The organism is Reyranella sp., assembly GCF_050185545.1.
Taxonomy (GTDB): Bacteria; Pseudomonadota; Alphaproteobacteria; order Reyranellales; family Reyranellaceae; genus Reyranella.
In genome coordinates this window covers 52,957-57,965 of record NZ_JBFWZI010000028.1, presented here as the reverse complement: position 1 = coordinate 57,965, position 5,009 = coordinate 52,957, and the positions used below count along the sequence as shown (strand labels likewise).

Annotated in this window: 4 protein-coding genes; 1 reads left to right on the top strand and 3 read right to left on the bottom strand. The window is 65.7% G+C overall.

What is annotated here, in order from left to right:
* The 3 genes from AB7O82_RS10810 to AB7O82_RS10800 all read right to left on the bottom strand — a co-directional run.
* On the bottom strand, window positions 1–728 hold a 728-nt coding region (locus AB7O82_RS10810; protein ID WP_428619357.1), incomplete at its 3' end, for a formylglycine-generating enzyme family protein.
* Window positions 725–1,723 (bottom strand): HAD family hydrolase, encoded by a 999-nt coding sequence (locus AB7O82_RS10805; protein ID WP_428541432.1) that lies wholly within the window; start codon window positions 1,721–1,723, stop codon window positions 725–727. The genes AB7O82_RS10810 and AB7O82_RS10805, both read right to left, overlap by 4 nt.
* Window positions 1,724–1,864: 141 nt before the next feature.
* A complete protein-coding gene (locus tag AB7O82_RS10800) occupies window positions 1,865–3,529 on the bottom strand; it encodes an arylsulfatase (protein WP_428541435.1) in 1,665 nt (554 codons plus the stop codon).
* Between the two features lie 164 nt (window positions 3,530–3,693).
* Between AB7O82_RS10800 and AB7O82_RS10795 the strand changes: the two genes are divergently transcribed.
* On the top strand, window positions 3,694–4,623 hold the full coding sequence (locus AB7O82_RS10795) for a LysR family transcriptional regulator (RefSeq protein WP_428541438.1): 930 nt from the start codon (window positions 3,694–3,696) through the stop codon (window positions 4,621–4,623).
* The last annotated feature ends 386 nt before the right edge of the window (window positions 4,624–5,009 follow it).

The window sequence follows — 5,009 nt, the reverse complement described above, 5'->3', positions numbered from 1 at the left end:
TCGGCTTCATGCCGCTCCGAGTACCAGTCGGCGGTCCATTCCCAGACATTGCCGATCATGTCGTAGACGCCGTAGCCGTTGGCCGGGAAGGCGCGCACCGGCGAAGTGCGGGCCCACCCGTCGGCCTCGAGATTCTCGTGCGGGAATTCGCCCTGCCAGGTGTTGGCCATGTGCCGGCCGTCCGGCGTGAGCTCGTCACCCCACGCGAACTCCGCGCCGTCGAGCCCACCGCGCGCGGCAAACTCCCACTCCGCCTCGGTCGGCAGCGCCTTGCCGGCCCACCGGGCGTAGGCCTCGGCGTCGCGATAGGCCACCTGCACGACGGGATGGTCGTCCAACCCTCCAATGTGGCTGCCTTTGCCGCGAGGCCGCCGCCAGGTGGCGCCAAAAGTGAAGCGCCACCACTGGCTCCAGTCACGCAGGTCGACTGGTCGGTCCGGCGGAGTGAAGACGAGGCCGCCGGCCTTCAGCATGCCAGGCAGGGCCCCTGGGTAGTCCCGTGGGTCCGGCGGGATCTCGGCCCAGGTGACATGGCCCGTCTCCTTTACGAAGGCGCGGAACTGGCCGTTGGTCACCGGCGTGGCGTCGATCCAGAAGCCATCGACGGTGACGCCGTGGACCGGCGCCTCCTCTGGATAGTGCCGATCCGAGCCCATGCGGAAGGAGCCACCGGGAATCCAGGTCATACCGGCAGTCGAGGCGTCGGGTTTCTCGAACGTGCTCATCATTTGAGCTGGAAGGGGTAGATGACCTTCCAGTCGCTCTTCATGTCGACGACGATCCACTTGCGCCGCACCGCCTCGTCCCACGCCTTGTCGAGGCGACCGACCGGCGAGTCGCGATCGTAGGCGTACTCGCGCACGGCGTCGGTGTGGTGGACGAGGCCCATGAATCGTGCGCCCGGCCCGGCTGCAGTCCATTCCAGCATCTGCTGATCGCCGTCCGAGTTGCCGAAGGCGAAAACCGGCCGCCGGCCGATGAAGCGGTTGATGCCGATCGGCTTGCCTGGACCATCGTCGATGAACTCGATCCTGGCTTCTTTGATCAGCTCGGGCTTGTCTGGCGCCGGCATGGTGTACCGGGTTAGGCCGGACGAGCCAACGACCTGCTCCGGTGGAATGCCGTAGACGCGCTCGGTCCATGGCCGCATGAACTCGATGCCGCCACCTGATACGATGAAGGTCTTGAACCGGTTGGCGCGCAGGAACGTCAGCAGCTCGAGCATCGGCTGATAGACCAGATCGGTGTACGGCCGGTTGAAGCGCGGATGACGGGCGGCGGCGAGCCAGTCGAGTACCGCCTGCCCGAACACTTCCGTCGTTATGCCGGCGTGCGTGGCGGCGACGATCTCGAGGAGTCCCTTCTCGCCAAGGGTGGCGATAGCGGCACGGTCGCCGTCGAGCACTGCCTTGAAGGGCTGCTGCGTCCTCCATTCGGGATGTCGTGCCGCCAGGGCGCGTAGGCGATCACTGGCGAAGATAGCCTGGAAGTACATGGGCTGCTCGGTCCACAGCGTGCCATCATTGTCGAAACAGGCGATGCGCTCGTGCACCGGCACGAAGTCGGGGCTGCCCGCGCTCGTTACCCTGGAGACAAAGTCGAGAATCGCCCGCCTGGCCGATCCGTCATTCCATGACGGCAAGGGATCCGCCTGGGCAAGAGATTGCCGGACGGGCATCCAGGCTGCCGCCGCCAACCCCATGAGAAATGACCTGCGCTGCATGCCACCTCCCTCACGCAGTAGTAGAGCACGAGTTGCCAGTGTCGCACCATCGCAGTGGCGCGATGTTGCTCATCCGGACCGCTTGTGTCCCGCGCGTTCGCGAGAAGAGCAGGCTGAACACGAGCGATCCGGATGGCGGCGTCAGCCGCCTTGCGCCCGCGACATCACCGCCATGACCTCGTCGACGCTGAAGCTCGACGGCTTCTGGCGCGGCGGGAAGTCCTTGAAGGTCGCGATGAACCGGGCGACGATCGCCTGGGCCGGGACGATCAGGAACGCCCGCTGGATCGTCCAGTCGTAGTAGGTGTTCGACGTAATGTCGGCTCGCTCATAGGGGTCGAGACGCAGGTTGAACATCTTGGGCAGGCGGCGGCAGACGAATGGCGCCGCCCAGATTTCCAACGTGCCCTCGACTTTCTGCTCGCAGAACACGACCTTCCAGTTCTCGTAGCGCAGCGCCACGAGCTGGGCATCGTCGTTGACGTAGAAGAACTCCTTGCGTTCGGATTTCTCCCGCCTGCCGGTCAGGAAGGGCAGCTGGTTGTAGCCGTCGAGATGCACCTTGAAGGTTTTGCCGGCGGCATTGTGGCCGGCGAGAAGCTTGCCCTTGATGTCGGCCTCGCCGGCGGCTGCGAGCAGCGTCGGGAACCAGTCGAGCGCCGAGAAGATCTCGTTGGTGACCTGCCCCGGCTTGATCTGCCCTGGCCAGCGGATCATCGCCGGCACGCGGTAGGCCCCTTCCCAGTTGGTGTTCTTCTCACTGCGGAACGGCGTCATGCCGCCGTCCGGCCACGAGTTCATGTGCACGCCGTTGTCGGTGCCGTAGATCACGATGGTGTTGTCGGCGATGCCGAGCTCGTCGAGGGCCTTCAGCAGGTTGCCGACATGCCCGTCGTGCTCGAGCATGCCGTCGACATACTCGCTAAGCCCGCTGCGGCCTTTGTATTCCGGCCGCACGTGCGTGTAGAGATGCATGCGCGTGCCGTTCCACCAGCAGAAGAACGGCTTGCCGGCCTGGGCCTGCCGCTTGATGAAGTCGATTGCCGCGTTCGAGGTCTCGTCGTCGATCGTCTCCATGCGCTTCTTCGTGAGCGGGCCGGTATCCTCGACCGTCTGCCGGCCGACCTTGCCGAAGCGCGGATCGACGGTCGGATCGTCGCGATCGGAAGCCTTGCACTTCAGCACGCCGCGCGGACCGAACCTGGCCTTGAAGGCCGGGTCCTTGGGGTAGTCGGGGTGCTCGGGCTCCTCCTCGGCATTGAGGTGGTAGAGATTGCCGAAGAACTCGTCGAAGCCGTGCACCGTGGGCAGGAACTCGTTGCGGTCGCCGAGGTGGTTCTTGCCGAACTGGCCGGCGGCGTAACCGAGAGGCTTCAGCGCCTCGGCGATGGTGATGTCCTCGGCCTGCAGGCCGAGCGTGGCGGCCGGCAAGCCGACCTTGGTCATGCCGGTGCGCAGCCCGGACTGGCCGGTGATGAACGATGCGCGCCCGGCCGTGCAGCTCTGCTCGGCGTAGTAGTCGGTGAACATCAGGCCCTCACGGGCGATGCGATCGATGTTGGGGGTCTTGTAGCCCATCACGCCGAACGAATAGGCGCTCACATTGGCAATGCCGACGTCATCGCCCCAGATCACGAGAATGTTCGGCTTCCTCCCGCCGGCGACGGGCGGCGGCGCCTGCTGCGCCTGCGCCAGTTGGGTCGAGCTGCCGAGCCCCGCCGTCGCCAGCACCGACATCGCCGTGCTGCCCAGCAGGAACCGGCGGCGACGCGCGTCCGTTCGATCGCCTGTCTCGCCTTCGCTCATGTTGGTCTCCTCCTGATGACACACCCCAATTCTGCATGGTTCGTCGACGCTGCAACCGGTGCGGTCCGATGCGAGGGGTCGATGGCGCCAACACCAAAGCCGTCGGCGGAGAAACTCGCCTCGGCGACGATGCGAAGCAACCGCCAAGACGATACAGTTCGCGAATGGAAATCGACCTCAAGTTGCTGCAGTACGCGGTCGTGCTGGCCCGCCATCGCCACTTCGGACGCGCCGCGGGCGCGCTGCAGGTCAGCCAGCCCACGCTCAGCCGCAACATCGCCGCGCTCGAGAAGGAGCTCGGCGTGCGACTCTTCGAGCGATCCCGCCGCGATGTCGCGGCAACGCCGGCTGGCTCCGATGTCCTGCGGATGGCCGAGGAGCTGATCGCCCGCGCCGAGGCGATGTCGAGCAGGCTCCAGCTGGTCCGGACCGGCCGTGCCGGCCGGCTTCGCGTCGCGGTCGGGACCTACATCGCCGACATCGCGGTGAATGCCGCCGCGATCGACATGGTGAGGGCCAATCCGCGAATCCAGCTCGAGCTCCTCGAGCGCGAATGGACTGCCGCGCTCGCCCTCCTGGTCACTGACCGCGTCGACTTCGCCGCCCTTGATGTCACGACCCTGCGCGGCATGCCGGCGTTGCGCGTCGAGCCGCTCGGCAGGGTAGCGGGTGTTTATGTGTGCCGGGCCGGCCATCCGTTGCTGGCCCGGCCGTCCCTGCAGGCGATCGACATACGGGCCTATCCGTTCGTGTTCGCCAACGTGCCTCCGCCGCTTACCCACGCCTTGGAGGACATCGATCCCGGCCTGACCGTCGATCCGGTCACCGGCAATCTGTTGCCGTCGATCGCCGTGTCGTCGTGCCGGCAGATGTACGCCATGGTCGAAGCGACCGATGCGATCAGCATTGCGCACCCGAGCCAGGTGCAGGATCGTATCTCGAATGGGCGGCTGGCGATTCTCGACCTGCCCTGGCGGGAACGACCGCCGGTCGGCGAATTCGGCATCGCCTACAAGCGGGAGCGCACTTTGCCGCCTGCGGCCCGAGCTCTGATCGGCCTGATCCGAAAGCGCATGCGCGCCATCAGGGAGTAGTGCGGAAATCACCGCCACGACGGCCTCCTGCTCGACCGCTTCGTTTCCCTCGCGTCAAGCACTTCCTTTCGAGTTCTGTCGACGAAGCCCACCGTGCGTCGCACTCGCATGGGCGATTGCACACGCTATCGACATGACGCACCGCCTCCTCGAAGACCATGCCCACGGCCGATGCCGTTGAGCAAAGGGTTGGGCGGCAAACGTCGCTGCCGGATAGCGGAGAGCATCTCTACGAAGTCATCGGGGATAGCCTGGCGGTCCAGGTCAACTCCTGCGTGCAGCAATAGCACGAAAGCCGACCGCTTGTCACATGCATCGATCACGCTACCTGGTTAGTGAAGCTTTCCTTACGATCTCGAGCTTGATCGCAGGCCAGCGGTCCGTGG